The sequence below is a fragment of the Bacillus sp. 11B20 genome, assembly GCF_056098985.1.
In genome coordinates, this window is sequence record NZ_JBLZWZ010000007.1 from 628,241 (window position 1) to 652,792 (window position 24,552).

28 protein-coding genes are annotated in these 24,552 nt (G+C 42.5%); 27 read left to right on the plus strand and 1 reads right to left on the minus strand.

What is annotated here, in order from left to right:
* The first annotated feature begins 8 nt into the window (after positions 1–8).
* The 4 genes from rsgA to spoVM all read left to right on the plus strand — a co-directional run bounded on the left by rsgA (position 9) and on the right by spoVM (position 2,416).
* Positions 9–905: a ribosome small subunit-dependent GTPase A gene (gene rsgA / locus ACN6NB_RS07460; RefSeq protein WP_058837719.1), complete on the plus strand. Its 897-nt coding sequence runs from the start codon at positions 9–11 to the stop codon at positions 903–905.
* Between the two features lie 3 nt (positions 906–908).
* Positions 909–1,559, plus strand: coding sequence for a ribulose-phosphate 3-epimerase (gene rpe / locus ACN6NB_RS07465; protein WP_144491193.1), 651 nt, complete (start codon positions 909–911; stop codon positions 1,557–1,559).
* 60 nt (positions 1,560–1,619) lie between these two features.
* Entirely contained in the window at positions 1,620–2,264 is a 645-nt protein-coding gene (locus ACN6NB_RS07470) for a thiamine diphosphokinase (protein ID WP_474253290.1), read from the plus strand.
* A gap of 71 nt (positions 2,265–2,335) precedes the next feature.
* Positions 2,336–2,416, plus strand: a complete 81-nt coding sequence (gene spoVM / locus ACN6NB_RS07475) for a stage V sporulation protein SpoVM (protein ID WP_008354550.1) — start codon at positions 2,336–2,338, stop codon at positions 2,414–2,416.
* A 69-nt stretch (positions 2,417–2,485) separates the two neighbouring features.
* Here the strand turns inward: spoVM and rpmB are convergent, their stop codons facing one another.
* Complete coding sequence (rpmB, locus tag ACN6NB_RS07480) at positions 2,486–2,674, minus strand: 50S ribosomal protein L28 (protein WP_003212514.1); 189 nt, start codon at positions 2,672–2,674, stop codon at positions 2,486–2,488.
* Positions 2,675–2,945: 271 nt separating this feature from the next.
* Here rpmB and ACN6NB_RS07485 point away from each other — a divergent pair, with 271 nt between their 5' ends.
* From ACN6NB_RS07485 to ACN6NB_RS07595, 23 genes are all read left to right on the plus strand, one after another.
* Positions 2,946–3,308 carry an Asp23/Gls24 family envelope stress response protein gene (locus ACN6NB_RS07485; protein WP_008344871.1) on the plus strand — a complete coding sequence of 121 codons (363 nt, stop codon included), beginning with the start codon at positions 2,946–2,948 and terminating at the stop codon, positions 3,306–3,308.
* 15 nt (positions 3,309–3,323) lie between these two features.
* A complete protein-coding gene (locus ACN6NB_RS07490) occupies positions 3,324–4,997 on the plus strand; it encodes a DAK2 domain-containing protein (RefSeq protein ID WP_474253291.1) in 1,674 nt (557 codons plus the stop codon).
* Between the two features lie 148 nt (positions 4,998–5,145).
* Positions 5,146–5,808, plus strand: coding sequence for an L-serine ammonia-lyase, iron-sulfur-dependent subunit beta (gene sdaAB / locus ACN6NB_RS07495; protein ID WP_047202147.1), 663 nt, complete (start codon positions 5,146–5,148; stop codon positions 5,806–5,808).
* 20 nt (positions 5,809–5,828) lie between these two features.
* Complete coding sequence (gene sdaAA / locus ACN6NB_RS07500; RefSeq protein WP_024424200.1) at positions 5,829–6,731, plus strand: L-serine ammonia-lyase, iron-sulfur-dependent, subunit alpha; 903 nt, start codon at positions 5,829–5,831, stop codon at positions 6,729–6,731.
* A complete protein-coding gene (recG, locus tag ACN6NB_RS07505) occupies positions 6,709–8,757 on the plus strand; it encodes an ATP-dependent DNA helicase RecG (RefSeq protein ID WP_151284278.1) in 2,049 nt (682 codons plus the stop codon). Before sdaAA ends, recG begins: the two co-directional genes overlap by 23 nt.
* Positions 8,758–8,869: 112 nt before the next feature.
* Complete coding sequence (fapR, locus tag ACN6NB_RS07510) at positions 8,870–9,436, plus strand: transcription factor FapR (RefSeq protein ID WP_024424199.1); 567 nt, start codon at positions 8,870–8,872, stop codon at positions 9,434–9,436.
* Between the two features lie 15 nt (positions 9,437–9,451).
* Complete coding sequence (gene plsX, locus ACN6NB_RS07515; RefSeq protein WP_024426965.1) at positions 9,452–10,450, plus strand: phosphate acyltransferase PlsX; 999 nt, start codon at positions 9,452–9,454, stop codon at positions 10,448–10,450.
* Between the two features lie 15 nt (positions 10,451–10,465).
* Positions 10,466–11,410 carry an ACP S-malonyltransferase gene (gene fabD / locus ACN6NB_RS07520; protein WP_047202149.1) on the plus strand — a complete coding sequence of 315 codons (945 nt, stop codon included), beginning with the start codon at positions 10,466–10,468 and terminating at the stop codon, positions 11,408–11,410.
* A complete protein-coding gene (fabG, locus tag ACN6NB_RS07525; RefSeq protein WP_039178486.1) occupies positions 11,410–12,153 on the plus strand; it encodes a 3-oxoacyl-[acyl-carrier-protein] reductase in 744 nt (247 codons plus the stop codon). Before fabD ends, fabG begins: the two co-directional genes overlap by 1 nt.
* Positions 12,154–12,234: 81 nt before the next feature.
* A complete protein-coding gene (gene acpP / locus ACN6NB_RS07530) occupies positions 12,235–12,468 on the plus strand; it encodes an acyl carrier protein (protein ID WP_008344853.1) in 234 nt (77 codons plus the stop codon).
* A gap of 181 nt (positions 12,469–12,649) precedes the next feature.
* On the plus strand, positions 12,650–13,393 hold the full coding sequence (gene rnc / locus ACN6NB_RS07535) for a ribonuclease III (RefSeq protein ID WP_008344850.1): 744 nt from the start codon (positions 12,650–12,652) through the stop codon (positions 13,391–13,393).
* A 105-nt stretch (positions 13,394–13,498) separates the two neighbouring features.
* Positions 13,499–17,059: a chromosome segregation protein SMC gene (gene smc, locus ACN6NB_RS07540; protein ID WP_474253292.1), complete on the plus strand. Its 3,561-nt coding sequence runs from the start codon at positions 13,499–13,501 to the stop codon at positions 17,057–17,059.
* Between the two features lie 21 nt (positions 17,060–17,080).
* Entirely contained in the window at positions 17,081–18,067 is a 987-nt protein-coding gene (gene ftsY, locus ACN6NB_RS07545) for a signal recognition particle-docking protein FtsY (protein ID WP_024424194.1), read from the plus strand.
* 143 nt (positions 18,068–18,210) lie between these two features.
* Positions 18,211–18,543 carry a putative DNA-binding protein gene (locus tag ACN6NB_RS07550; RefSeq protein WP_012009935.1) on the plus strand — a complete coding sequence of 111 codons (333 nt, stop codon included), beginning with the start codon at positions 18,211–18,213 and terminating at the stop codon, positions 18,541–18,543.
* 13 nt (positions 18,544–18,556) lie between these two features.
* Entirely contained in the window at positions 18,557–19,897 is a 1,341-nt protein-coding gene (ffh, locus tag ACN6NB_RS07555; protein ID WP_474253293.1) for a signal recognition particle protein, read from the plus strand.
* Between the two features lie 105 nt (positions 19,898–20,002).
* On the plus strand, positions 20,003–20,275 hold the full coding sequence (rpsP, locus tag ACN6NB_RS07560; protein WP_008344841.1) for a 30S ribosomal protein S16: 273 nt from the start codon (positions 20,003–20,005) through the stop codon (positions 20,273–20,275).
* A complete protein-coding gene (locus ACN6NB_RS07565; protein ID WP_024424192.1) occupies positions 20,275–20,520 on the plus strand; it encodes a KH domain-containing protein in 246 nt (81 codons plus the stop codon). The genes rpsP and ACN6NB_RS07565 overlap by 1 nt, the downstream gene beginning before the upstream one ends.
* Positions 20,521–20,623: 103 nt before the next feature.
* Complete coding sequence (locus tag ACN6NB_RS07570; protein WP_024424191.1) at positions 20,624–21,010, plus strand: YlqD family protein; 387 nt, start codon at positions 20,624–20,626, stop codon at positions 21,008–21,010.
* An 8-nt stretch (positions 21,011–21,018) separates the two neighbouring features.
* Positions 21,019–21,543, plus strand: a complete 525-nt coding sequence (rimM, locus tag ACN6NB_RS07575; RefSeq protein WP_064498436.1) for a ribosome maturation factor RimM — start codon at positions 21,019–21,021, stop codon at positions 21,541–21,543.
* The gene (gene trmD / locus ACN6NB_RS07580) at positions 21,540–22,274 is read left to right on the plus strand and encodes a tRNA (guanosine(37)-N1)-methyltransferase TrmD (RefSeq protein WP_058837710.1); all 735 of its coding nucleotides are present in this window, start codon (positions 21,540–21,542) and stop codon (positions 22,272–22,274) included. Before rimM ends, trmD begins: the two co-directional genes overlap by 4 nt.
* A gap of 137 nt (positions 22,275–22,411) precedes the next feature.
* Positions 22,412–22,759: a 50S ribosomal protein L19 gene (gene rplS, locus ACN6NB_RS07585; RefSeq protein ID WP_008354510.1), complete on the plus strand. Its 348-nt coding sequence runs from the start codon at positions 22,412–22,414 to the stop codon at positions 22,757–22,759.
* A gap of 90 nt (positions 22,760–22,849) precedes the next feature.
* A complete protein-coding gene (ylqF, locus tag ACN6NB_RS07590; protein WP_024424188.1) occupies positions 22,850–23,698 on the plus strand; it encodes a ribosome biogenesis GTPase YlqF in 849 nt (282 codons plus the stop codon).
* 76 nt (positions 23,699–23,774) lie between these two features.
* Positions 23,775–24,539 carry a ribonuclease HII gene (locus tag ACN6NB_RS07595; RefSeq protein WP_327841989.1) on the plus strand — a complete coding sequence of 255 codons (765 nt, stop codon included), beginning with the start codon at positions 23,775–23,777 and terminating at the stop codon, positions 24,537–24,539.
* Positions 24,540–24,552 lie beyond the last annotated feature (13 nt).

Genomic DNA, 24,552 nt, shown 5'->3' on the forward strand with positions numbered 1-24,552 from the left:
GGGACTTTATGCCTGAGGGCAAAATTATTAAAGCATTAAGCGGATTTTATTATGTGCTTGATGAGTCTTTAGAAAGTGGAAAAGTGATTCAGTGCAGAGCAAGAGGCATTTTTCGTAAAAACAAAATCACACCTCTTGTTGGAGATTATGTTGTGTATCAAGCAGACAACGATAAAGAAGGCTACTTATTAGAAGTAAAAGAGCGGACAAATGAACTTGTTCGTCCGCCTATTAGTAACGTCGATCAAGCGGTGCTCGTTTTCTCTGCGACAGAACCAACCTTCAGCACATCGCTTTTAGACAGATTTCTAGTGCTTGTAGAAGCAAATGATATTGAGCCGATTATCTGTATCACAAAAGTGGATTTATTGAAAACAGATGAAGAGCGTGAAAGTATTCAAGGCTATGCAGAGGACTATCGGCAAATTGGATATGATGTTCATTTAACATCCACGATCGAGGGAGACGGAATTGAAAAGCTGACCCCGCATTTTCACAATAAGATCACTGTATTTGCTGGTCAGTCTGGTGTAGGCAAGTCCTCCCTTTTAAATGCGATGAGTCCTGATCTGGCGCTGAAAACCAATGATATTTCCTCCCATCTTGGAAGAGGGAAGCATACGACTAGACATGTCGAACTCATTCGTACAGCAGAAGGGCTTATTGCAGATACACCTGGCTTTAGCTCACTTGAATTTACCGGCATCGAAGCGGAAGATTTAGGTCTTTACTTTTTAGAAATCAAAGAGCGGAGTGCAGATTGTAAGTTTAGAGGCTGCCTGCACGTGAAAGAGCCAGGCTGTGCGGTAAAAGATGCGGTCGAACAAGAGCAAATCAAAGAGTATCGCTATCAGCATTATTTAGAGTTTTTAACTGAAATCAAAGACAGAAAGCCGAGGTACTAAATCATGGTTTATATTGCCCCTTCCATTTTATCAGCAGATTTCGCCAATTTGGAGAAAGATATCCGTGATGTGGAACAAGGCGGAGCGGATTACATTCATATCGATGTGATGGACGGCCATTTTGTACCGAATATCACATTTGGGCCGAATGTTGTGCAAGCAATCAGACCGCATACAAAGCTGCCGCTTGATGTTCACTTAATGATTGAGCAGCCAGACCGGTATATTCCTGCATTCGCCAAAGCAGGTGCTGACATTATTTCTGTCCATGTTGAGGCTTGTCCGCACTTGCACCGAACGATACAGCACATAAAAGAACAAGGTGTAAAAGCAGGTGTCGTCTTGAACCCGCACACACCTGTTTCTCAGATTGAGCATGTATTAGAGGATGTAGACCTTGTCTTATTCATGACGGTGAATCCTGGTTTTGGCGGACAGGCGTTTATTCCTTCTGTCCTCACGAAGGTAAAAGAAGTGAAGACCCTTAGCGAACAAAAGGGCTTATCAGACTTACTCATAGAAATAGACGGCGGTGTCAATGTAGAGACTGCAAAAAGCTGTAAAGAGGCGGGCGCTAATTTACTTGTGGCCGGCTCAGCGGTATACGGTAAAGACAACCGTGCAGCTGCTATTCAGGCTATTCGAGAAGCGTAAAAAAAGGAACCAAAGTCACTCTGATCTTTGGTTCTTTTTACATGGAGAGGAGCGTATATCATGCACATACATATCGTAGCCGGCGGTCCTTTTGAATACATTCCGCCCCTTGAACATGAAGCATCGCAGGATGATATTCTCTGGGTTGGTGTAGACCGGGGAACGCTTTTTTTACTAGAGCGCGGCATCATGCCTGCCAAGGCTTTTGGTGATTTTGACAGTGTGACAGAAGAAGAGCTTTGTGAGCTGAAAAAGAAATTGCCTGCCCTGAATGTATTTCAGGCTGAAAAGGATGAAACCGATTTAGAGCTTGCACTGAACTGGGCCATGCGCCAGCACCCAGCGCATATTTACATCTACGGCATTACAGGAGGAAGGGCTGATCATTTTCTAGGAAATATTCACCTTCTATATCAAGGCATTCAGCACAAGCAGAACATGACTCTTGTAGATAAACAAAATATCATTCAAATGTTTGAGCCTGGTACATACGAAATCAAAGAAGACCCGGATAAAAAATATGTGTCGTTTCTGCCCTTTGGTACATCGGTTGAAAAGCTGACATTAAAAGGTTTCAAATATCCTCTGAAAAATTGTCATATTGAGCCCGGTTCCACACTATGTATTAGTAACGAACTCATCCACTCAAATGGTACTTTTTCTTTTCATAAAGGCATATTAATAATGGTAAGAAGCAAAGATTGACCAACCTATCAATGTGGATGGCTGATTAAGCTCAATTGTGCTGCAAGCGGTACTTTTAGGAGGGGGACAAAATGAAATTTTATACAATCAAACTGCCTAGATTTCTTGGCGGCATTGTCCGTGCGATGCTTGGTTCATTTAAAAAAGATTAATGAGTAATCTCCTTTATTTCCACATAAAAACGCCTGCTACAGTTTATTGTAGCAGGCGTTTACTCTTGCTTATACACGCTCAACTTTACCAGATTTCAAAGCTCGAGCTGATACATATACTCTTTTAGGCTTACCGTCCACTAGAATACGAACTTTTTGAAGGTTCGCGCCCCATGTACGTTTTGTAGAGTTCATTGCGTGAGAACGGTTGTTCCCAGCTTTTGTTTTTCTGCCTGTAATAACGCATTTACGTGCCATTTGTTTCCCTCCTAACTGCGAAAACATCATCATATTCTTCATATACGTACTTAGAGATGCCTCAAGATACTTTAATAATTTACCACAGCTTCAAGGGGTTTGCAAGGATTGTTTACTCCTCTTTCAAGAAAAATACCTTGACATCTTGATAAAAAATCAAGGCTATAGTATAAGTAGGATTGGGTCGGATTGAATGATTTCTTTTAAAAAGAAGGGTCTTATAGTAAAATAGTGATAACTCAGGGCAATTTCTCAAAAAGGGGGAACCAATGTGTCCATTGAACTTAGAACGAAATACGGACAAATTGATATATCAAATGAAGTCATTGCAATGGTGGCAGGAGGCGCTGCGATCGATTGCTATGGTATTGTTGGCATGGCGTCCAAAAATCAAATCAAGGACGGTTTGACGGATATTCTCCGCAAAGAGAACTTCAGCCGGGGTGTTCTTGTGCGTCAAAAAGAAGACCGCATTCATATTGATATGTACATCATCGTCAGCTACGGTACAAAAATATCAGAAGTCGCACATAATGTTCAAACGAAAGTCAAATACACGATTCATCACACAATTGGACTTTCTGTTGACTCGGTCAACATTTATGTACAAGGAGTAAAAGTTACGAACCCGTAGTAAGGAGGAAATATATTGTCTATTAGAAATCTTGATGGCCGCTCATTTGCAAAAATGATTCTTGCAGGTGCTCACCATCTTTCTCAAAACGCACAAATTGTGGATGCGTTAAATGTTTTTCCAGTGCCAGACGGAGACACGGGGACAAATATGAATTTGTCGATGACTTCAGGGGCAAAAGCAGTTGAAGAAACAAATACCGATCATATTGGGAAGGTCGGCGTGGCTCTCTCGAAAGGGTTATTGATGGGCGCAAGAGGAAACTCAGGCGTGATCCTGTCACAGCTCTTTAGAGGTTTCAGTAAACATATTGAACAAAAAGAAACGATTGATGCAAAAGAATTTGCTCTTGCCTTACAGGCGGGTGTTGATACAGCATATAAAGCCGTGATGAAACCGATTGAAGGAACCATCTTAACGGTTGCAAAGGATGCAGCAAAGAAAGCGGTTGCTGTTTCAGCGGCAGAAGATCAAATTGACCGCGTTCTAGAGTTAACGATTGAGGAAGCAAGAGCATCACTTGATCGAACGCCAGATCTGCTTCCTGTCTTAAAAGAAGTGGGTGTTGTCGATAGTGGAGGTAAAGGACTTCTATGCGTATATGAAGGTTTCCTTGCTTCATTAAGAGGAGAAGAGCTTCCTCCTAAAGCTGCTTCTTTACCGACGCTAAAAGAACTTGTCAGTGCAGAGCATCATAAAAGTGCGCAAAGCCATATGAACACAGAAGATATCGAATTTGGCTATTGTACTGAATTTATGGTGAAATTTGAAGAAGACAAACAGTCCTTTGATGAGAATGCCTTCAGAGAAGACTTAAGTGAATTCGGAGATTCACTTCTTGTAGTGTCTGACGATACACTTGCGAAAGTTCATATTCATGCAGAGCAGCCGGGAGATGTTTTATCATATGCCCAGCGCTACGGCAGCTTGATTAATATGAAAATTGAGAACATGAGAGAGCAGCATAGCTCAATCGTAAACGAAGAAAGAGAACATGCACCTGCTGCACCAAAAGCACCTGCTGCTGAAAAACAGCGCTTTGGCGTCGTCAGTGTCGCAATGGGAGAAGGAATTGCTGACTTGTTCAAAAGCATCGGAGCTTCCGTCGTCATTGAAGGCGGGCAGACGATGAATCCGAGCACAGAAGACATTGTCACAGCAATAGAAAGCGTACATGCCGAAACCGTCTTTATCTTACCTAATAATTCTAATATTGTCATGGCAGCTAAACAGGCGGCAACTGTCTCAAACCGTGAGGTCGTTGTCATTCCGACGAAGACCGTTCCTCAAGGAATGTCGGCACTTCTTTCTCTCAATGAAGCAGCTTCAAATGAAGATAACGAAAGAGCGATGCTAGAAGCGATTGACCATGTGAAAAGCGGGCAAATTACCTTTGCAGTGAGAGATACCCAAATTGATGGAATCGACATTGCGAAAGGTGACTATATGGGTCTGTTCAACGGGAAAATCACCTTAACAGCGAAAAATCAATTAGATGCAGCAAAAGAACTTCTCGCCAAAATGGTGACAGAAGATGATGAGATTGTCACCATCATTAAAGGGGAAGATGCATCATCCGATGAGCTGGATGCGTTACAAGCCTTTATTGAAGAAACATTTGAAGATGTAGAAGTTGAAGTCCACGATGGAAAACAGCCGCTTTATTCATATATTTTGGCGGTTGAATAACGAAAGAAGGGCAAATAAAGCCCTTCTTCTTCTTTTGCAATTTTTTACTAGCCATTCCACGGTAAAATGAGTTGCGGGAAACGAATGAATCCATTAGTCTAAAGAAAGAACCAAACCATACGTGAGTGGTGATGAGAGGGGAAGACCTATGAAATTTAGAAGTGTGTTTGATATTATTGGACCTGTCATGATTGGGCCATCAAGTTCGCACACAGCGGGTGCGGCTCGTATCGGGAGAGTAGCTCGCAGCTTATTTGGAAGAGAACCGAAACGAATTGTCGTTTCATTTTATGGTTCCTTTAAAGATACGTATAAAGGGCATGGTACAGATGTCGCCATTATCGGCGGTGTTCTTGACTTTGATACATTTGATGAACGAATCAAAACAGCGATCGATATTGCTAAAAGCAAAGCGATCGATATTGAATTTAAAGAAGAAGAGGCAGTGCCGGCGCATCCAAATACAGCAAAAGTAGAGATTTCAGATGCGAACGGAAGCCTTGAATTAATCGGGATTTCCATCGGCGGAGGTAAAATTGAAATCACAGAATTAAATGGCTTTGAGCTCAGGCTTTCAGGGAATCATCCTGCCATTCTTGTGGTTCATAACGATCGCTACGGGACGATTGCGGCAGTTGCCAATGTCTTAGCGAAATTCGCCATTAACATCGGTCATATGGAAGTGGCGCGTAAAGATGTCGGGCAAGAGGCACTGATGACAATTGAAGTGGATCAAAATATTGACCCAGCTGTCCTATCAGAGCTTGAAACGCTGCCAAACATTATTCAAGTCACACAAATTGCAGAGTAACAACAAGGAGGTTATGAATGATGTTTAAAAACGTCAAAGAACTCGTGCAGCTAACAGAAGAACGGAATACCTCCATTTCAGAAATTATGATTGTGCAAGAAATGGAAGTGACAGGGAAGTCACGTGAAGAAATTTTCTCCCAGATGTACCGCAACCTAGAAGTGATGGAGCAGGCTGTGGAAAACGGGCTGAAGGGTGTGAAATCATTATCAGGGTTAACAGGCGGAGATGCAGTCAAACTTCAAGCCTATATCGCATCAGGCAAAACGCTGTCTGGTCATACAATATTAGATGCTGTTAGTAAGGCTGTTGCAACAAATGAAGTCAATGCTGCAATGGGAACCATTTGTGCAACGCCTACAGCAGGCTCAGCAGGTGTTGTACCAGGTACGTTATTTGCAGTAAAAGAAACATTAAAGCCAACAAAGGAACAAATGGTCAGATTCCTGTTTACTTCTGGCGCATTTGGTTTTGTTGTGGCGAATAACGCCAGCATTTCTGGTGCAGCAGGCGGCTGTCAGGCAGAGGTAGGTTCTGCATCAGGTATGGCAGCAGCAGCTATTGTCGAAATGGCAGGCGGTACACCGCAGCAATCTGCAGAAGCGATGGCGATTACACTTAAAAATATGCTTGGACTTGTTTGCGATCCAGTAGCAGGACTTGTCGAAGTGCCGTGTGTGAAACGAAATGCAATGGGTGCATCTAACGCTATGATCGCAGCAGATATGGCGCTTGCCGGCATCACTAGCCGCATTCCTTGTGATGAAGTCATTGATGCGATGTACAAAATCGGTCAAACGATGCCAACAGCTCTTCGTGAAACAGCCCAAGGCGGACTCGCTGCGACACCGACAGCAAGAGAGCTTGAAAAGAAGATTTTCGGAGGTGTGACCTCATCTCGTGATACAGAAACTGCAAGATAATGTCTCTGTCCTGAAGGGGATTGGAGAGGAAACCGAAAAAACACTCAATGAACTTGGAATCTACACAGTAGCCGATTTACTCGGCTACTTTCCTTATCGATATGACGACTATGAGCTTCGTAACTTAGAAGAAGTAAGGCATGACGAACGAGTCACAGTTGAAGGGAAAGTACATAGTGAGCCCGTTCTCACCTATTATGGAAAAAAACGAAGCAGGCTGACATTCAGGCTGCTTGTCGGGCGTTTTCTCATTACAGCGATTTGTTTCAATCGTCCATATTTAAAACGAAACCTTGTGTTAGGTGATACAGTTTCTGTCACAGGAAAATGGGATAAAAACCGCCAATCTATCATGGTCCAGGAATTTAAAAAAGGAACGCACGAGCAAGATGGCAGTATAGAGCCCGTTTATTCAGTAAAAGAAAATGTGACCGTGAAAATGATGAGACGCTTTGTGAAACAAGCCTTGTCACTTTATGTAGACAAAGCTGAAGATCCATTGCCAAAGCAGCTTGTCTCTGCTTATAAGCTCATGTCCTATCAGGAAGCGTTAAAAACCATTCATCTCCCAGAGACAAGAGACTCGCTCAAACAAGCAAGACGACGTTTTGTGTACGAAGAATTTCTCATCTTTCAGCTGAAGATGCAGGCGATTAGAAAGAAAGAACGAGAGAGAACATCAGGCATCCAGCATCCGTTTTCCAAAGAGGCTGTTTTTGAGTTTGTTCACAGCCTGCCATTTCCACTGACGAAGGCACAATCAAGAGTGCTTGATGAAATCATGTCAGACATGGCGTCTCCATATCGAATGAACCGTCTGCTTCAAGGAGATGTAGGTTCAGGGAAAACAGCTGTTGCAGCCATTGCGCTTTATGCCGCTCATTTATCAGGTTTTCAAGGTGCATTAATGGTCCCAACAGAAATTTTGGCAGAACAGCATGCGGATTCGCTTTACCAGCTGTTTGAAAAATGGGGACTGAATATCGCCCTTTTGACAAGCTCTGTGAAAGGAAAGCGCCGCAGAGAATTGCTTGAACGTCTAAAAGAAGGCGAGATTGACATTTTAGTCGGTACCCACGCACTCATTCAAGACGAAGTCGAATTTCAGCAGCTCGGTCTAGTCATCACAGATGAGCAGCACCGGTTTGGCGTAGAGCAGCGGAAAAAACTGCGAAGTAAAGGGCAGGATCCGGATGTCTTGTTTATGACTGCTACACCTATTCCGCGAACACTTGCGATCACTGTCTTTGGAGAAATGGACGTATCCGTCATTGATGAATTGCCAGCTGGCAGAAAACAAATCGAAACGTATTGGGTGAAGCATGACATGCTTGAGAGAATTCTTGCTTTTGTGGATAAAGAGCTGAGAAAAGGCAGACAGGCATATATTATTTGTCCGCTCATTGAAGAATCAGACAAGCTGGATGTCCAAAATGCGCTTGATGTTCATAGCATGCTGACTGAAGCATACCGCGGAAAGTGGTCAATCGGCTTAATGCATGGGAAACTGGCAAGTGATGAAAAAGATCAAGTCATGAGAGCCTTTACCGCAAATGAAGTACAAATTCTCGTTTCAACCACAGTCGTTGAAGTCGGGGTCAACGTGCCGAATGCAACCATCATGGTTATTTATGATGCAGACCGCTTCGGATTGTCTCAGCTTCATCAGCTAAGAGGGCGGGTCGGCCGAGGAGAGCATCAATCATTTTGTATTTTAATGGCTGATCCAAAGTCAGAAACGGGAAAAGAGCGGATGCGGATCATGTCCGAAACAACCGATGGCTTTGAGCTGTCTGAAAAGGACTTAGAACTAAGAGGACCCGGCGACTTCTTCGGTAAAAAACAGAGCGGTATGCCCGAATTTAAGGTAGCAGATATGGTTCACGACTATAGAGCGCTGGAAACGGCTAGAAAAGATGCGGCAGACCTTGTCCAATCGGACGCCTTTTGGACGGATCCCGAATACAAAGAACTCCGGCAAACGCTGATAGATAGCGGTGTGCTGGGCGGAGATAAATTAAGCTGATTAAACGCTGGAGGAATTTTCTTGTCTTTTTGAAACAAGGATTGATTTATCATCTATGAGATTATATACTACTATTAGTACCTAGTCATAAATGTACGGATGGTGTCTGCATATGAAACTAAATAAAAAAGAACGTCAAAAGCTCCTCCAGCAAACGATCAGCTCGACTCCATTCATTACTGATGAAGAATTGGCAAGTAAATTCGGTGTCAGCATACAAACGGTTCGTCTTGATCGTTTAGAGCTGTCGATCCCTGAATTACGCGAAAGAATTAAGCATGTGGCCGAAAAGACATTAGAGGATGAAGTGAAATCACTTCCACTGGATGAAGTGATTGGAGAAATGATTGATGTAGAACTTGATGACCAAGCCATTTCCATTTTAGAAGTGAGAAAAGAGCATGTATTCAGCCGAAACCAAATTGCCAGGGGACATCATCTCTTCGCCCAGGCAAATTCGCTGGCAGTTGCCGTCATCGACGATGAACTGGCTTTGACAGCAAAAGCGAATATCAGGTTTACAAGGCAGGTGAAACAAGGCGAAAGAGTCGTCTCTAAAGCCAAAGTAGCCTCACATGATAAAGAAAAAGGAAGAACCGTAGTTGAAGTAAACAGCTATGTTGGTGAGGAAGTTGTCTTCTCAGGTGACTTCGTCATGTATCGCTCAAAACAAAAGTAAAAGGTGGCACGTAATATGAGAATTGCAGTCGATGCAATGGGGGGAGATCATGCCCCTAAAGCCATTATTGACGGTGTGCAAAAAAGCTTAACAGCATTTTCAGATATCGAGATTACACTTGTCGGCGATGAAAACAAAATTAAACCATACATAACAAACAACGATCGCATCACGATTTTAGATGCAAAAGAAGTCATTGAACCGACGGATGAACCAGTGCGTGCAGTCAGACGTAAAAAGGATTCATCTATGGTAAAAATGGCGCAGGAAGTTTCCGAGGGACGAGCAGATGCCTGCATCTCAGCAGGAAATACCGGTGCCCTCATGACAGCTGGGCTGTTTATCGTAGGCAGAATTGACGGTATTGACAGACCAGCCCTTGCCCCAACTTTGCCAACACTGGATGGCAGCGGCTTCTTATTACTAGATGTTGGTGCCAACGTTGATGCAAAACCAGAACATCTCGTGCAATATGCCATGATGGGATCCATCTACGCAGAGCGTGTCTTCCCAAAGAGCAATCCGCGTGTTGGACTGTTAAATGTAGGAACAGAAGATAAAAAAGGCAACGATTTAACGAAAAAAACCTTTGAATTATTAAAAGCATCAGACTTGAATTTCGTAGGAAATGTAGAGTCCCGTGACTTATTAGAAGGTGTTGCTGACGTTGTTGTCACAGATGGTTTCACAGGAAATATTGCGCTTAAAACAATTGAAGGCACAGCCCTTTCTGTCTTTAAAATGCTGAAAGAAACATTAACATCCAGTTTCACAGCAAAAATAGCAGCAGGCATGATGAAGCCGAAATTGATGCAGATGAAATCTAAAATGGATTACTCCGAATATGGCGGTGCCGCTTTATTTGGTTTAAAGGCACCTGTTATTAAAGCGCACGGCTCCTCTGATGAAAATGCCATTTTCCATGCAATTCGTCAGGCACGTGATATCGTCGAAAAAGACGTTTCAGCTATCATTCATCAAGAAGTCCAAAAAGAAACGACGAAAGAGTCTTAATGGAGGTAAAGCAGCATGACTAAAATTGCATTTTTATTCCCTGGCCAAGGCTCTCAAAAAATTGGCATGGGAAAAGATTTATTTGACCAAGAAGCAGTATCTAAAGCTGTATTTGAAGAAGCAGACAATACCCTCGGGTTTGATTTATCTTCTATGATTTTTGAAGGGGATGCAGAAGAACTGACGCTCACTTATAACGCGCAGCCAGCTCTTTTAACGACAAGTATCGCCATCTTAAAGAAATTTGAAGAGAGCGGAATTAAAGCAGATTATGCAGCAGGACACAGTCTTGGCGAATACACTGCCCTCGTTGCAGCAGGCGCACTTTCGTTTAAAGATGCTGTTTATGCAGTCAGAAAGCGCGGAGAATTAATGAATGAAGCTGTTCCAGCAGGAGAAGGCGCCATGGCAGCGATTCTCGGCTTAGACAAAGCGGCACTTGTCGAAGTGACAAAAGAAGTGACAGAAAGCGGTCACCTTGTAGAGCTCGCTAACTTAAACTGTCCTGGTCAAATCGTCATCTCTGGTACAGCAAAAGGGGTAGAACTTGCTTCAGAGAAAGCGAAAGAAAAAGGCGCAAAACGTGCAATTGCTCTTGAAGTGAGCGGACCTTTCCATTCTGCATTAATGAAACCAGCTGCTGAAAAATTTACAGATGTTTTGTCAAAGCTGGATATTGCGGATGCCAAAACTCCGGTCATCTCAAATGTAACAGCAGACATCGTGACATCTCGTGATGACATTGAGACAAAGCTCATTGAACAACTGTATTCTCCAGTTCGTTTTGAAGAAAGTGTGGAACGCCTCATTGATCTAGGCGTCACAACATTTATTGAAATTGGTCCTGGCAAAGTGCTTTCAGGTCTTGTGAAAAAAGTGAATCGCCGCCTGACGACGATTTCCGTTTCAGATCAAGAAACAATTGAAGCAGCCATTCAAACACTCAAGGGGGATTCTTGATGCTTACAAATAAAACAGCCGTTGTAACAGGAGCATCACGCGGGATTGGCCGTTCCATCGCGATCGATCTAGCGAAAAGTGGTGCAAATGTTGTCGTGAACTATTCTGGAAACGAAGCAAAAGCAAATGAAGTCGTAGATGAAATCAAAGCACTCGGCCAGCAGGCATTTGCAGTTAAAGCTGATGTCTCAAATGCTGAAGAAGTACAAGCTATGATGAAACAAGCGATTGATACCTTTGGTTCAATTGACATTCTTGTGAATAATGCAGGCATCACAAAGGACAACCTGCTCATGAGAATGAAAGAGAATGAATGGGATGATGTTATTAACATAAACTTAAAAGGTGTCTTTAACTGTACAAAAGCCGTGACACGTCAAATGATGAAGCAAAGAAGTGGAAGAATCATCAACTTGGCTTCAGTCGTTGGTGTGTGTGGAAACCCTGGACAAGCAAACTATGTTGCAGCAAAAGCTGGCGTCATCGGATTAACAAAAACAACAGCAAAAGAGCTGGCAACCCGCCATATTACAGTCAATGCAGTAGCACCAGGCTTTATTTCAACAGATATGACTGACAAGCTTGATGACAATGTACAGACGGAAATGCTCAAACAAATCCCGCTCGCACGCTTTGGTGCACCTGAAGATATTAGCAACGTTGTTGTCTTTTTAGCTTCAGAAGGAGCAGGTTATATTACAGGCCAAACCATCCAAGTAGATGGCGGAATGGTCATGTCCTAAGAAATATCAAAATTTCATTAGGTTTTCTCTAGTTTTTTAAAAACGAATCAACTATAATACTTTGAGGGGAGGTGAAAGGCAATGGCAGACGTATTAGAGCGTGTATCAAAAATTATTGTAGACCGCCTTGGCGTTGATGAGGCTGACGTGAAAATGGAAGCTTCATTTAAAGAAGATTTAGGCGCTGATTCCCTTGATGTAGTTGAGCTAGTTATGGAACTTGAAGATGAGTTCGATATGGAAATTTCTGACGAAGATGCTGAAAAAATTGCAACAGTCGGTGACGCTGTGAACTACATAAATAACCAGCAATAAGCGTAACAAAGTCCCGTCTACTTTCGACGGGACTTTGAAAATTTATGTTAGTTTCAACACATTCAGCTGATCAATTGTCAGCCTTTTTCAGATGCTGGGAGCAATGTTTCCCTGCATGTAGAAAGAGAGACTCCATATAATCAGTATCCTTAAAGGCGATTACGCCTACCTGGAGGTTGCTATGCCAAAACAATATAAAGACAAACAGAAACAGAGCAAAAAACTAGAGCAATTTAGAGAATTCCAGCAGCGCATTTCTGTACACTTCAAAAATGAAAAGCTTCTATATCAAGCTTTTACCCATTCCTCTTATGTGAATGAACACCGGAAAAAGCCATACGAGGACAATGAAAGACTTGAATTTTTAGGAGATGCTGTTTTAGAATTGACCATCTCTCAATTCTTATTTGCAAAATATCCAGCGATGAGCGAGGGAGATTTAACGAAACTAAGAGCGGCGATCGTATGTGAACCGTCACTTGTATCACTAGCGCATGAGCTGTCCTTCGGTGACCTTGTTCTCTTAGGAAAAGGCGAAGAAATGACAGGCGGCAGAAAACGCCCAGCACTCTTAGCGGACGTATTCGAGGCGTTTATCGGTGCACTTTATTTAGATCAGGGGCTGGAACCAGTTGAACGGTTCCTAGAAGCGTACGTTTATCCGAAAATTAATGATGGAGCGTTCTCGCACGTCATGGACTTTAAAAGCCAACTGCAAGAATTTGTGCAGCGCGATGGAAAAGGTGTGCTTGAATACCGCATCCTGCATGAAAAAGGGCCTGCACATAACCGGGAATTTGAAGCAAATGTATCCCTTCGAGGTGAAGTGCTCGGAATCGGAAATGGACGCTCTAAAAAAGAAGCAGAACAGCACGCTGCACAGGAAGCACTTGCTAAATTGCAGAAACATCATATGAACCAATAAAATCCCCCTCGTTATTCAGGGGGATTTCACTCTGTTTTCCATCATCTTTTTACACTTCATATGGTAAGATGATAGTACTTTAAATACATAAGGAGGATCACTCTCATGTTCCTCAAACGTTTAGACGTGATAGGATTCAAATCATTTGCACAGCGAGTGACCGTGGACTTTGTCAAAGGGGTCACAGCTGTTGTTGGACCAAACGGAAGCGGCAAAAGCAATATTACCGATGCCATCCGCTGGGTACTTGGAGAACAATCAGCGAAAAGCCTCCGCGGAGGAAAAATGGAAGATATCATTTTTGCAGGCAGTGACTCAAGGAAAAGAGTCAATCTAGCAGAAGTGACTTTAACATTAGATAACGAAGACCACTTTTTACCGATCGATTTTCACGAAGTCAGTGTGACAAGAAGGGTTTATCGGTCAGGCGAAAGTGAATTTCTCATCAACAATCAATCTGTCCGCTTAAAGGATATTATTGATCTTTTCATGGATTCAGGTCTTGGAAAAGAAGCTTTTTCAATCATCAGCCAAGGAAAGGTAGAAGAAATTCTATCAAGTAAGGCAGAAGAGAGAAGAAGCATCTTTGAAGAAGCGGCTGGTGTTTTGAAATATAAAACAAGAAAGAAAAAAGCCGAAAATAAACTGTTTGAAACGCAGGACAACTTAAACCGAGTAGAAGATATTCTGCATGAACTAGAAGATCAAGTAGAACCATTAAGAATGCAAGCCTCTATTGCAAAGGACTATTTGCAAAAAAAAGAAGAGCTTGAAAATGTCGAAATCGCCCTCACTGTCCATGACATCGAAGCACTTCATGAAAAATGGACAACACTTGGTGAAGCAGTCGAGCGCTTCAAACAAGATGAAATGAAGCAGTCTACAGATATCCAAGCAAAAGAAGCCAAAATTGAAGAGTCGAGAGACCGCATTCAAGCGCTTGATGAATCAATTAATGACCTGCAAGAAGTTCTTCTTTTCACAAGTGAAGAGTTAGAAAAACTTGAAGGAAAAAAAGAAGTGCTAAAAGAACGAAAAAAAAATGCTGCCGCAAACCAGGGACAGCTAGAAGAAACGCTCGTTCGCTTAACTGAAAAGCAGGCACTGTTAACCGAAAAGATTGAGCAGCAGAAAATCACGCGGGACAGCCTGCAAAAAGAAGTGCAGCAGCTAAAAGATGAAGTGAACACAAAGCAGCATCAACTATCGCTTCATAGCGAAGATGTGGAAGGTCAAATTGAACAGCTGAAAAGCGATTATTTTGATCTGCTCAATGAGCAGGCTTCCATCCGTAATGAACGTAAATTATTAGAAGAACAGCAGCGACAAGCGGCGATGCAGCTAGAGCGGCTGACGCAAAATAACCAAAAACATATCGAAGAACGAGTGTCTGTTAAAGAAAAGAAAACAGAGGCTGAGCAGCAGCTTTCAGCACTGGAAGAAGACATTCTGGCACAAGTCAAACGTTTTAGAGAAGCAGAACAAAAGCTTGAGCAAATGAAACGTCAATACGAGAAAAAAGAAACGGCTCTTTACCAAGCCTATCAATACGTACAGCAGGCAAAATCCAAAAAAGAGATGCTTGAATCCATGCAGGAAGACTTCTCAGGCTTTTTCCAAGGAGTGAAAGAGGTCTTAAAGGCAAAAGAACGGTTAGGCGGTATTCACGGTGCTATTGCAGAGCTGATTCAAACGGATCAGCAGTATGAGACAGCGATTGAAATTGCGCTAGGTGCAGCCACGCAGCACGTCGTCACAGAAAATGAAGCTGCTGCGAGACAAGCGATTGGATACTTAAAGCAGCATTCCTTTGGACGTGCAACCTTCCTGCCAATGAACGTCATCAAAGAAAGAACCATTCAGCTCAGAGATGTCCAAACAGCAGAGCAGCACGCTGCATTTATCGGTGTAGCGAGTCACCTCGTTTCCTTTGACGAAAAGTATCAAAAGGTGATTCAGAATTTACTTGGAACTGTGCTGATCGTTAGAGACTTAAAAGGCGCCAATGAATTGGCAAAAATGCTTGGACATCGTTACCGTATCGTGACCCTTGATGGTGATGTCGTAAACCCCGGCGGTTCAATGACCGGTGGCGGCGTAAAGAAAAAGAACAACTCTCTTCTTTCAAGAAACCGGGAGATCGAAACGTTAACAAAGCAGCTCGTTGAAATGGAAGAGAAAACAACGATCCTTGAAAAAGAAACAAAAGAAACGAAACAATTGATCGGAGCAAACGAAAGCCAATTAAACGAACTGCGCCAGCGCGGCGAAACGCTTCGTGAAAAGCAGCAAGAACTCAAAGGGAAGCTATACGAACTGCAAGTCGCAGAAAAAAATATCAATGCTCATCTTGAACTCTATGATCAAGAAAAAGAAGAGTTGCAGCAGCGTTCTACTGAACTCGCGGATAAGGACAAAAAGCAGGTCGCTCTAGAAGCCTCTATAGGTGAGAAACTGACGACTCTTGATCAAGAAATCAATATATTAACAAAGCGTAAGCAGACGCAAAGCTCAACGAAAGAAACCATTTCTGCCGAATTAACAGAGCTGAAAATCTCGCTGGCGAAAAAAGATCAGTCCTTAGCCAATGAACAAGAAAAGCTTTCGAGCTTAATGGCTGAATTAGAAGAGGCTGAACAGACGCTGAAGGAAACAAAAGAAGATCTGTCACTCTTAACAAGTGAAATGTCATCTAGTTCAAGCGGAGCCGAACAACTGGAAGAAGCGGCGAAAGAGAAGCTGGAAAACAAAAACAAAACAACCGCACTCATTTCAGAGCGGCGTAAGCAGCGTCTTGCTCTTTCTGAAACATTAGAATTCGCTGAACGTGAACTTAAAGAACAAAAGCGATTGTACAAGCAGCTCACCACAAGCTTAAAAGATGAAGAGATTAAGCTAGGCCGTATGGAAGTCGAGCTTGATAACCTGATCGCTTATCTGAACGATGAATATGCTCTTTCGTTTGAAGGAGCAAAAGAGATGTATCAGTTGACGTTATCGCCAGATGAAGCAAGAAAACGAGTGAAGCTGATCAAACTAGCGATTGAAGAACTTGGAACAGTGAACTTAGGCAGCATTGACGAGTATGAACGTGTCAATGAACGCTATCTCTTCTTAACAGAACAGCGAAATGATCTGACAGAAGCGAAAAATACATTATTCCAAGTCATCGAAGAAATGGATCAAGAGATGACAAAGCGCTTCTCTGAGACATTCTCTCAAATTCGCGGGCACTTTGAATCTGTATTCCAAGCATTATTTGGCGGCGGAAGAGCCGATCTTAAGCTGACAGATCCAAATGATTTGCTCAACTCTGGCGTTGATATTGTCGCGCAGCCGCCAGGGAAAAAACTGCAAAACTTAAGCCTGCTTTCAGGCGGGGAGAGAGCCTTAACAGCGATCGCTTTACTATTCTCTATTTTAAAAGTGAGACCTGTTCCATTCTGCGTATTAGATGAGGTAGAAGCGGCGCTTGATGAAGCAAATGTTTTCCGTTTTGCGCAATATTTAAAGAAATACAGCGAGGAAACACAGTTCATTGTCATTACGCACCGCAAGGGAACAATGGAAGAAGCCGATGTGCTCTACGGTGTGACCATGCAGGAATCAGGTGTTTCTAAGCTTGTATCTGTCAAACTAGAAGAAACGAAAGAGCTTGTCCAGTAATTAAAGGAGGTTTTTGAACCAATGAGCTTTTTTAAGAAATTAAAAGAAAAATTTACGCAGCAAACCGATTCAGTATCAGAAAAGTTTAAAGATGGACTCGAAAAAACGAGAAACTCCTTCCAGGGAAAAGTAAATGAACTGATTTCTCGCTACCGCAAAGTCGATGAAGACTTTTTTGAAGAGCTCGAAGAGGTTCTGATCGGCGCTGATGTTGGTTTCACAACTGTGATGGAACTGATTGATGAGCTGAAAAAAGAAGTGAAATTAAGAAACATTCAAGACCCAAGTGAAGTACAAGCGGTGATTTCTGAAAAACTGGTTGACATCTACAATAGCGGAGAGGAACAAATTTCTGCGCTGAACATTGAAGACGGGCGTTTGAATATCATTTTGTTTGTAGGCGTCAACGGTGTTGGGAAAACAACGACTATCGGTAAGCTTGCAAACAAGCTGAAAAATGAAGGGAAATCCGTCATTTTAGCAGCAGGTGATACGTTCCGTGCCGGTGCGATCGAGCAGCTTGAAGTTTGGGGAGAGCGTTCAGGTGTTCCTGTCGTCAAACAAACAGCAGGCTCTGATCCAGCAGCGGTGATCTATGATGCCGTTCAATCAGCAAAAGCGAAAAATGCAGATGTCCTCATCTGCGATACAGCAGGAAGACTTCAAAACAAAGTCAACTTGATGAAAGAGCTGGAGAAAGTCAAGAGAGTTATTGAGCGCGAGGTTCCAGATGCACCTCATGAAGTATTGCTCGCTCTTGATGCGACAACAGGTCAAAATGCCATGGCACAAGCCAAGGAATTTTCTAAAGCGACAAATGTGACAGGGATTGCTTTAACAAAGCTTGACGGTACTGCAAAAGGCGGAATTGTTCTTGCGATTCGAAATGAGCTGAACATCCCAGTAAAGCTTGTCGGTTTAGGTGAAAAGGTGGACGATTTGCAAGAGTTTGATGCAGAATCGTATGTGTATGGATTATTCTCAGACGTAATTGATCAACAAGACTAACAAAAAAATGCCGGCAAAACTGCTGGCATTTTTATTTATACGTAGCTTCATGAAGTGACAAGATAAAAACTTGACACACAGCAGAGAACCGTGTAAACTTAGTTGATGTAAAGGGAATGAACTTAACAAAGGGGAGAGAGCCCATGACGCTTGAAAAAACAACGAGAATGAATTACTTGTTTGACTTCTATCAATCGTTGTTGACCGCAAAGCAAAAGAGCTACATGTCGCTTTACTACCTAGACGATTTTTCCCTCGGTGAAATTGCGGATGAATATGAAGTATCAAGGCAGGCTGTTTATGATAATATTAAACGGACTGAAGCGATGCTTGAACAATATGAAGAAAAGCTGCTCTTGTTTAAGAAATTTAAAGAGCGTAAAGAACTTCTCAAAAAAATGAGAGAGCTTGTAGCTGATTCTGCGCAAACGGAAGAAGCAGAAGCTTTAATTGAATCGCTTGAGAAATTAGATTAGGAGGCGGCACAGTATGGCATTTGAAGGATTAGCCGACCGACTGCAGCAGACGATTTCAAAAATCCGCGGCAAAGGAAAAGTGTCAGAGCAAGATGTAAAAGAAATGATGCGCGAGGTACGCCTTGCCCTTCTTGAAGCTGACGTCAATTTTAAAGTAGTCAAAGACTTTGTGAAAAAAGTAAGTGAGCGGGCAGTTGGACAAGAGGTCATGAAAAGCCTTACCCCTGGACAACAGGTCATTAAAGTTGTAAAAGAAGAACTCACTGAATTAATGGGCGGAGAAGAGAGTAAGATCGCTGTAGCGAAAAAATCTCCAACAGTCATTATGATGGTTGGTCTTCAAGGGGCAGGTAAAACAACCACAACTGGGAAGCTTGCCAATTTACTTCGCAAAAAACATAATCGCAAGCCGATGATGGTGGCTGCTGATATTTATAGACCAGCAGCGATCCAGCAGCTTCAAACGCTTGGGAAACAGCTTGATATGCCGGTGTTTTCATTAGGTGATCAAGTCAGCCCTGTCGAAATTGCCAAACAGGCAATTGAAAAAGCGAAAGAAGAACACCATGATTATGTCATTTTAGATACAGCAGGACGTCTTCATATCGATGAAGAATTAATGGATGAACTTCAAAAAGTAAAAGAAGTAGCGAATCCAGAAGAAATTTTCCTAGTTGTTGACTCTATGACTGGTCAAGATGCTGTCAATGTCGCAAAAAGCTTTAATGAACAGCTTGGTTTAACAGGTGTTGTTCTCACAAAACTAGACGGTGATACAAGAGGCGGTGCAGCCCTTTCTATTCGAGCTGTCACCAATACGCCGATTAAATTCGCTGCACTAGGAGAAAAGCTTGATGCGATTGAACCATTCCATCCGGAGCGGATGGCATCAAGAATTCTTGGCATGGGAGATGTGCTCACGCTGATTGAAAAAGCACAGGCAAACGTCGACCAAGATAAAGCGAAAGAGCTTGAGCAAAAAATGCGGACAATGAGCTTCACGCTCGATGATTTCCTCGAGCAGCTTGGCCAAGTTCGCAATATGGGTCCTCTTGATGAACTGATCCAAATGATGCCGGGAGCCGGTAGAATGAAAGGGCTCAAAAACGTCCAAGTGGACGAAAAGCAGCTCAATCACATCGAAGCGATCATTAAATCAATGACGACTCAGGAAAAAGAACAGCCAGAGGTCATCAATGCAAGCCGAAGAAAACGGATTGCAAAAGGAAGCGGAACATCTGTACAGGAAGTCAATCGCCTTTTAAAGCAATTTGATGAAATGAAAAAGATGATGAAGCAAATGACCAACATGTCCAAAGGAAAGAAAAAGGGCTTTAAATTACCATTTATGTAATTGGTTATACATGATAAAACCGTTGTTAAGAAAAAACACTTTACAAACCCTTTTATCATTGTTAATATACTATCTTGTTGAAATATTTTCGGAGGTGCTAGTAAAATGGCAGTAAAAATTCGTTTAAAACGTATGGGAGCAAAAAAATCTCCTTTCTATCGTATTGTTGTAGCAGATTCTCGTTCACCACGTGACGGTCGTTTCATCGAAACAGTTGGAACTTACAACCCAGTGGTATCACCAGCTGAGGTGAAAATCAACGAAGAATTAGCGCTTAAATGGCTTCAAAATGGTGCGAAACCATCTGATACAGTTCGCAACCTTTTCTCAAGCCAAGGAATTCTTGAAAAATTTCATAATGCGAAAAACAGCAAATAATGAATGAGCTGTCCTTGGAAGAATTGATTGTGTCCATCGTCGAGCCACTTGTTGATTTCCCTGAAGATATTCACGTATCTTCATTAGAAAAAGATGAGCAGGTGATTTACACACTGTCTGTCAATGCTGAAGATACCGGAAAAGTGATCGGAAAGCAGGGACGTACAGCAAAAGCGATACGAACAGTCATTTTTGCAGCAAGTGCAGAGTCTTCTAAGAAAGTTCAACTTGAGATTGCTGACTAAAAAGGGAGAGGGCTTAGGACCTCCCCTTTTTTTACACGTTTAAATCTATTTTTCGTTATACTGTAGAGGACAAATGCCTTCGGATAGGGGGACAAAAAGGAAGATGCAGATCATTCAACATGTCACCGTGATGCAAGTATTAACTGAAAGCAGTAAGGACAAACTGTTAACGACTTTTTTGGAGAAAAAAGAAAGACTAGAACGTGAATGCAATCAATTATATTTTCAACTAAAAAAACATGAAAAAGAACCACATCAGCAAGAAGCCATCCCTCAATTTCAAAAAGCGATCGATAAAAGGCAAGAGAAGATCAGGCAGATTGATTTTCAAGTAGAGCAGCTTCATATTTTGCCGCTTGGAAGTGAAATGAAAGAAACAGAAGTGGATGCACTGGTTGAAGTAAAAATAGGTGATAAATGGGATGACAAAATGCAAGATAATGTCATCGTCGTGAAAGACGGCACCATTGTGGAAATACGTCAGGGGTGATTGAGAACATGGAGCTAGAATGGTTGAATGTTGGAAAGATCGTCAATACACACGGAGTGCGCGGAGAAGTACGCGTCGTGTCAAAGACGGATTTCCCAGAAGAGCGTTACAAAAAGGGAAGCGTGCTCTATATTTTTAAACAAGGTCAAAAAGAGCCGCTGAAAGTGACTGTCGCATCACACCGCCAGCACAAACAGTTTGATTTACTCACATTTGAAGAAATCAACTCATTAAATGATGCAGAGCTTCTGAAAGAGTCAATCTTAAAGGTAGAAAAAGAACATCTTGGGTCATTAGACGAAGGAGAATTTTATTTTCACCAAATCATTGGCTGTGAAGTATACGATGAAGAGGACAAGCTGATCGGCCAAATCAAAGAAATCCTTACGCCAGGGGCAAATGATGTGTGGGTGGTTGGAAGAAAAGGCAAAAAAGATGCCCTCATTCCATATATTCCATCTGTCGTCAAAAACATTGATATCTCATCCAAAACTGTTCGCATTGAAATGATGGAAGGACTCATTGACGAATGAAAATCGACTTTTTAACCCTTTTTCCTGAAATGTTCGAAGGTGTGCTTCACTCATCGATCTTAAAAAAAGCACAGGAGAAAGAAGCTGTTTCATTTCATGTTGTCAATTTTAGAGAGTATTCGGATCATAAGCATAAAACAGTGGATGACTATCCGTATGGCGGCGGTGCTGGTATGGTACTGAAAGCACAGCCCGTATTTGATGCGGTAGAAGATTTAACGAAGAAAGCAAGCACGAAGCCCCGAGTTATTCTTGTCTGTCCTCAAGGGGAAAGATATACACAAAAAAAGGCAGAAGAACTTGCAAAAGAAGAGCATCTTATGTTCATTTGCGGCCACTATGAAGGCTACGATGAGCGCATCAGGGAGCATCTTGTCACAGATGAGATTTCAATCGGAGATTTCGTCCTCACAGGCGGAGAGCTGCCAGCGATGATGATTGCAGACAGTGTGGTCAGGCTTTTGCCTCATGTGCTTGGAAAAGAAGCATCTCACATCGAAGATTCATTCAGTACAGGTCTGCTTGAGCACCCGCACTATACAAGGCCAGCGGATTATAAAGGACTAAAAGTGCCGGATGTGCTCCTCTCTGGAAATCATGCCAAAATAGAAGAGTGGCGGCGCAAAGAATCCTTGAAGCGAACCTATACAAGACGGCCAGATTTGATCGATTCTTGCAAAACATTAACGGATGATGAAAAAAGATGGCTTTGGCAGCTTCATAATGACTAGATTGTATTGCACACGGCATAGAGGTATGGTATGATACTACTTGTGACTTGGACGGCTTGCTGATCCAAGTTTGAAAACGATGTTCCGCTGCAATGAAGAAAGAGGACATGAGCATCTGTTGGAAGGAGTTGAAAACGATGCAACATTTGATTGAAGAAATCACAAAAGAACAATTACGCACTGATCTTCCTGCGTTCCGTCCTGGTGACACTTTACGTGTACACGTTAAAGTTGTCGAGGGTACTCGTGAGCGTATCCAGATCTTTGAAGGTGTTGTAATTAAGCGTCGTGGTGGTGGAATCAGCGAAACTTTCACAGTTCGTAAGATCTCTTACGGTGTAGGCGTTGAGCGTACATTCCCTGTACACACACCAAAAATCGCTAAGATCGAAGTTGTACGTCACGGTAAGGTACGTCGTGCGAAACTTTACTACCTACGTGAACTTCGCGGTAAAGCGGCTCGTATCAAAGAAATCAGACGATAATGATATCAAAGGAAAGAGCTTGTTACCTGTAACAGGCTCTTTTTTTGTACAATGTATAAAGATAACAGGTAGAAGAGAGAAGGTGCACATATGACGATTCAATGGTTTCCAGGCCATATGGCAAAAGCAAGACGTGAAGTCACAGAAAAATTAAAGCTCATCGACATCGTATTTGAATTAACCGATGCAAGAATTCCGATGTCCTCTAGAAACCCAATGATCGAAGAAATCCTTCAAAATAAACCCAAAATCATGCTATTAAACAAAGCTGATAAAGCAGATCCTCGTATGACAAAGGAGTGGCAGGCGCATTTTGAGCAGCAAGGCGTTCGGTCACTAGCTATTAACTCTGTCGATGGACAAGGGTTAAATCAGATCATCACAACTTCAAAAGAAATTTTAAAAGAAAAGTTCGACCGCATGAAAGCGAAAGGCGTCAAACCACGTGCCATTCGAGCACTGATTATCGGGATTCCCAACGTCGGAAAATCGACCTTAATCAATCGTTTAGCGAAAAAGAACATTGCCAAAACAGGAGACCGTCCTGGTATTACGACATCACAGCAATGGGTAAAGGTAGGGAAAGAACTAGAGCTGCTCGATACCCCTGGAATCCTCTGGCCGAAGTTTGAAGATGAGCAAGTAGGACTCAGACTTGCGGTGACTGGAGCGATCAAAGATTCGATCATCAACTTACAGGATGTCGCTGTGTATGCACTTCGTTTTCTAGAAGAGAACTACCCAGAGCGATTAAAAAAACGCTATGACCTAGCGGAGATACCTGAAGATACGGTTGAGCTGTTTGATGCAATTGGGACTAAGCGCGGCTGTCTAATGAGCGGGGGATTCATAAACTATGACAAAACCACCGAAATCATTATTCGGGATATTCGAACAGAAAAATTTGGTCCCCTCACTTTTGAGAAGCCTGAAAGCTAAAAGACACGCAGCTCATGCGGGTCTTTATTTTTTGTGAAAAACTGCCGATATAAAGAAGGAGGCTGCGAAAAAGCCTATGTACACGGTGAAACAAATAAAAGAACTAATAGAAAAGCATGCAGGCGATGAGTCATACATTCGTGAGCTTGTAAAAGGTGATACGAGAAAAAGTGTCCAAAAACTCATAGAAAAGTGGCACAAAGAGAGAGAAAAGCAGCAAGCACTTCGCGTGGCATGGGATGACATGCTGCAATTTGAAAACAAAGCAAAGGCGCAGGGATACACATGTATTGCGGGAATAGATGAAGCAGGAAGAGGACCGCTCGCCGGCCCAGTTGTGGCAGCAGCCGTCATATTAAAGGAAGATACAGTCCTGCTCGGTTTAAACGACTCAAAGCAATTATCTGAGAAAAAAAGATTGGCTTATTATGATTTAATTCAAAAAGAAGCACTTGATATCGGAATCGGCATTGTTGATGCGGCGACGATCGACGAAATCAATATTTACGAAGCATCAAGACTGGCGATGGTGAGAGCTGTGGAGCAGTTAACTCATACACCAGATTATCTACTCATAGATGCCATGACACTCCCGCTTTCAACTCACCAAGAGAATATCATCAAAGGAGATGCAAAAAGTGCATCCATTGCAGCAGGTGCATGTATTGCGAAGGTGACAAGGGATCAGATGATGGAAGAGTATGGGCGTAAGTATCCTGAGTATCAATTTGAAAAACATAAAGGGTACGGAACGAAAGAGCACTTGGCTGCGATTCAAACATATGGTACGGCCCCAATCCACCGATTATCGTTTGCGCCAGTGAAATCTGTTATATCATAAATTTTAATCTAAG

Excerpts from the sequence above, each read along its gene's own strand:
- sdaAB (WP_047202147.1), top strand. The coding sequence starts at position 5,146 with ATGAAATTTAGAAGTGTGTTTGATATTATTGGACCTGTCATGATTGGG.
- ACN6NB_RS07570 (WP_024424191.1), top strand. The coding sequence starts at position 20,624 with ATGCAGATCATTCAACATGTCACCGTGATGCAAGTATTAACTGAAAGC.
- fabG (WP_039178486.1), top strand. The coding sequence starts at position 11,410 with ATGCTTACAAATAAAACAGCCGTTGTAACAGGAGCATCACGCGGGATT.
- acpP (WP_008344853.1), top strand. The coding sequence starts at position 12,235 with ATGGCAGACGTATTAGAGCGTGTATCAAAAATTATTGTAGACCGCCTT.
- fapR (WP_024424199.1), top strand. The coding sequence starts at position 8,870 with ATGAAACTAAATAAAAAAGAACGTCAAAAGCTCCTCCAGCAAACGATC.
- fabD (WP_047202149.1), top strand. The coding sequence starts at position 10,466 with ATGACTAAAATTGCATTTTTATTCCCTGGCCAAGGCTCTCAAAAAATT.
- rsgA (WP_058837719.1), top strand. The coding sequence starts at position 9 with ATGCCTGAGGGCAAAATTATTAAAGCATTAAGCGGATTTTATTATGTG.
- ACN6NB_RS07595 (WP_327841989.1), top strand. The coding sequence starts at position 23,775 with ATGTACACGGTGAAACAAATAAAAGAACTAATAGAAAAGCATGCAGGC.
- rimM (WP_064498436.1), top strand. The coding sequence starts at position 21,019 with ATGGAGCTAGAATGGTTGAATGTTGGAAAGATCGTCAATACACACGGA.
- rpmB (WP_003212514.1), bottom strand. The coding sequence starts at position 2,674 with ATGGCACGTAAATGCGTTATTACAGGCAGAAAAACAAAAGCTGGGAAC.
- rplS (WP_008354510.1), top strand. The coding sequence starts at position 22,412 with ATGCAACATTTGATTGAAGAAATCACAAAAGAACAATTACGCACTGAT.
- ACN6NB_RS07550 (WP_012009935.1), top strand. The coding sequence starts at position 18,211 with ATGACGCTTGAAAAAACAACGAGAATGAATTACTTGTTTGACTTCTAT.
- ACN6NB_RS07470 (WP_474253290.1), top strand. The coding sequence starts at position 1,620 with ATGCACATACATATCGTAGCCGGCGGTCCTTTTGAATACATTCCGCCC.
- rnc (WP_008344850.1), top strand. The coding sequence starts at position 12,650 with ATGCCAAAACAATATAAAGACAAACAGAAACAGAGCAAAAAACTAGAG.
- ylqF (WP_024424188.1), top strand. The coding sequence starts at position 22,850 with ATGACGATTCAATGGTTTCCAGGCCATATGGCAAAAGCAAGACGTGAA.
- trmD (WP_058837710.1), top strand. The coding sequence starts at position 21,540 with ATGAAAATCGACTTTTTAACCCTTTTTCCTGAAATGTTCGAAGGTGTG.
- rpsP (WP_008344841.1), top strand. The coding sequence starts at position 20,003 with ATGGCAGTAAAAATTCGTTTAAAACGTATGGGAGCAAAAAAATCTCCT.
- rpe (WP_144491193.1), top strand. The coding sequence starts at position 909 with ATGGTTTATATTGCCCCTTCCATTTTATCAGCAGATTTCGCCAATTTG.
- ACN6NB_RS07565 (WP_024424192.1), top strand. The coding sequence starts at position 20,275 with ATGAATGAGCTGTCCTTGGAAGAATTGATTGTGTCCATCGTCGAGCCA.
- ffh (WP_474253293.1), top strand. The coding sequence starts at position 18,557 with ATGGCATTTGAAGGATTAGCCGACCGACTGCAGCAGACGATTTCAAAA.
- sdaAA (WP_024424200.1), top strand. The coding sequence starts at position 5,829 with ATGTTTAAAAACGTCAAAGAACTCGTGCAGCTAACAGAAGAACGGAAT.
- ftsY (WP_024424194.1), top strand. The coding sequence starts at position 17,081 with ATGAGCTTTTTTAAGAAATTAAAAGAAAAATTTACGCAGCAAACCGAT.
- plsX (WP_024426965.1), top strand. The coding sequence starts at position 9,452 with ATGAGAATTGCAGTCGATGCAATGGGGGGAGATCATGCCCCTAAAGCC.
- spoVM (WP_008354550.1), top strand. The coding sequence starts at position 2,336 with ATGAAATTTTATACAATCAAACTGCCTAGATTTCTTGGCGGCATTGTC.
- smc (WP_474253292.1), top strand. The coding sequence starts at position 13,499 with ATGTTCCTCAAACGTTTAGACGTGATAGGATTCAAATCATTTGCACAG.